The sequence below is a fragment of the Mesorhizobium sp. M7D.F.Ca.US.004.03.1.1 genome (assembly GCF_003998635.1).
In the GTDB taxonomy this organism is placed as follows: domain Bacteria; phylum Pseudomonadota; class Alphaproteobacteria; order Rhizobiales; family Rhizobiaceae; genus Mesorhizobium; species Mesorhizobium loti.
The window spans coordinates 1-2,579 of the sequence record NZ_RZQG01000835.1 but is presented as its reverse complement, the minus strand read 5'-3'; the positions used below and the strand labels follow the sequence as shown (position 1 = coordinate 2,579).

Below are 2,579 nucleotides of genomic sequence, written 5' to 3'. Positions count from 1 at the left end.
ACACAGGTCGCGCGGCCTTCGGCCTTCGAGCCGCCGGTCAGATGATGCACGCCGCCCAGCGACAGCATCTGCGAGCCATATTCACCCGTCGTGACATGGCCGATCGCTTCGCCCGCTGCGCGGACTATTGCCGTCTCGGGGCCGAGATGCCGGTCGGTGTCGATCTTCACCTTGACGCCGCAATAGGAGAAAATGCCCTCGGTGACGACGGTGACGAGATCGACGCCTTCGACCTCCTGGCTGACGATGAAGGGGGCCGGCTTGTAGTCGGGATAAGTCGTGCCGGCACCAATGGCGGTGACGAAGCGGCGCCCGGTGTTGACCAGTTCGCCATCCCAGGCCTCGCCCTCGGCGACGAAGGGCACGATTGCCGCGCCGGTTTCGGCCGCATGGTCGAGGATGGTCAGCGGGTCCATCCGCACGATCCTGCCGCCGACATTGCCGTAGCGGTCGCAGGCGCCGGTGCGGCCATCGGCGATGTAGCACATCACCGGACAGGCATCGCAGCGGATCTTCTCCGCCACCAGCTTCTCGCCGGGGTCATGCGTTTCGAAGCGTTCGGCAAGCTCGCTCATCGGCGTGCCTCCTTTTCGCGGATGCCATCTTTTTCACGGATGCCAGCGCGGATCCGCGTCGGCGTCGCCGGAACCTTGGTGATGAGAACACCGGTGGCATGGCGGATGGCGTTGAGGATCGCCGGCGCCGTCGGGATCAGCACATGTTCGCCCAGCCCCTTGGCGCCGAATGGGCCTTCCGGATCGGGAACCTCGATCAGGATGGTTTCGATCGGCGGCACGTCGCCAATGGTCGGGATGAGATAGTCGTGCAAATTCTCGGTACGGCCGGGGATGTACTCCTCCATCAGCGCCATACCGATGCCTTGTGCGATGCCGCCCTCGATCTGGCCCTCGACCAGCAGCGGGTTGATCGCCTTGCCGACATCGTGCGCGGCGGTGATCTTGATGAGCTTGACCGTGCCGAGCTTGAGGTCGACCTCAAGTTCGGCGATCTGCGCGCCAAAGCCGTAGACGGCGTAGGGTTTGCCCTGTCCCTTGGCATCGAGCGGCAGCGTCGGCGGGTCGTAGGTCTCCTGGGCGCGGAAGACGAAGCCTTCGGCATCCACGTCGAGCGAGGCGAGATCGATACGGCGCGTGGCTTCGCCTTCGCGGATGACGATCGCCTGGCCGTCGAGTTGCAGGGCCGCGTTTCCGGAAACATTGGCAAAGCGCAGGATCTTGTCGCGCAAGGCGCGCCCGGCTTTTTCGGCGGCTTTGCCGGTGACGAAGGTCTGGCGCGAGGCCGAGGTCTTGCCGGCGTCGGGAGTGATTGAAGTATCGGCGCTCTTCAGCTGGAATTTCTCCAGCGGCAGGCCGAGCGCGTCGGCGCAGATCTGGGTGATGACCGTGTTCGAACCCTGGCCGATATCGACGGCGCCCTGGTGCAGGATGACCGTGCCGTCAGCTGCGATGCCGACCCGGATTGTCGACGGGTTGGGCAGCGAGGTGTTGCCGCAGCCGTACCAGCACGACGCGACGCCAACGCCGCGCTTTCTATCCCTGTTGGCACTGTTGAAAGCATCCGCATCGGTCGTGGCGCGCGCCCAATGCGGGCGTAGCGATTCGAGGCATTCGGCAATGCCGACGCCGGAGTCCAGTCGCTGCCCGGTAACCGTTTCGGAACCGTTCCGAAGGCAGTTCTTCAAGCGAAAATCGAGCCGGTCCATGCCGAGCTTGTCGGCCAGCTCATCATAGAGCGTCTCCTGCATGATCGTCGCCTGCGGCACGCCGAAGCCGCGGAAAGCGCCGGAGATCGGCCCATGGGTGTGAATGGCGTGGCCCTCCGCTCGGTAGTTCGGCGTCGCATAGGGCCCGGACGCATGCACCGGCACGCGGTTGGCGACGGTCGGCCCCCAGCTTGCATAGGCGCCGGTGTTGAAATCGCCTGAGAAGATCATCCCGGTAACAAGGCCATCGGCATCGGCGCCGATGGTCGCTTTCATCACAGCTGGATGGCGCTTGGTGGTCGAAATCATCGACTCGGTGCGGGTGTAGGCGAGTGCCGCCGGCCGCCCCGTCTTCAGCGCCACCAGGCCGATCAGCGGCTGCAGCGAAACGTCGAGCTTGGAGCCGAAACCGCCGCCGGTCGCGGTCGGCACGATGCGCACCTTGTCGACAGCAAGGCCGAGCACCTTCGCCGTCTCGTCGCGGTCCATGTAAGGCGCCTGGGTGCAGGCGACGACGACCAGCGTGTCGCCGTCCAGATAGGCATAGCCGGCTTCCGGTTCGATATAGGCGTGCTCGACATAGGAGGTGTCGATGGCGCCAGACACGGTGACCGCCGCGTCGGCAAGCGCCGCTTCCGGGTTGCCGCGTTCGACCAGGCCGGAGGTGAGCAGGTTCGCCGGCCGACTTTCATGGATCAGCGCGGCACCCTCGGCCTGCGCTTCGGCAGGTTGCAGAAAATGCGGCAGTTCGCTCCAGCGGATAGGAAAATCCGACAAATCGAGATCGAGGATCGCCTCGCGCTCGCCGGCGACCAGCGCCACCGCTTCGCCGCGAAGCCGTGAAAGCCCTTCGGCC

At 65.3% G+C, this 2,579-nt stretch carries 1 protein-coding gene and 1 pseudogene; both read right to left on the bottom strand.

Annotated features, from left to right (window positions below; all coding sequences use genetic code 11):
- Positions 1-575 (bottom strand): annotated as a pseudogene (locus EN935_RS30615) (6-hydroxynicotinate reductase); the annotation flags it as partial.
- Positions 572-2,579, bottom strand: a 2,008-nt coding sequence (locus tag EN935_RS30610; protein WP_127373945.1) for a molybdopterin cofactor-binding domain-containing protein, incomplete at its 5' end; no start/stop codon positions are given. The pseudogene EN935_RS30615 and the gene EN935_RS30610, both read right to left, overlap by 4 nt.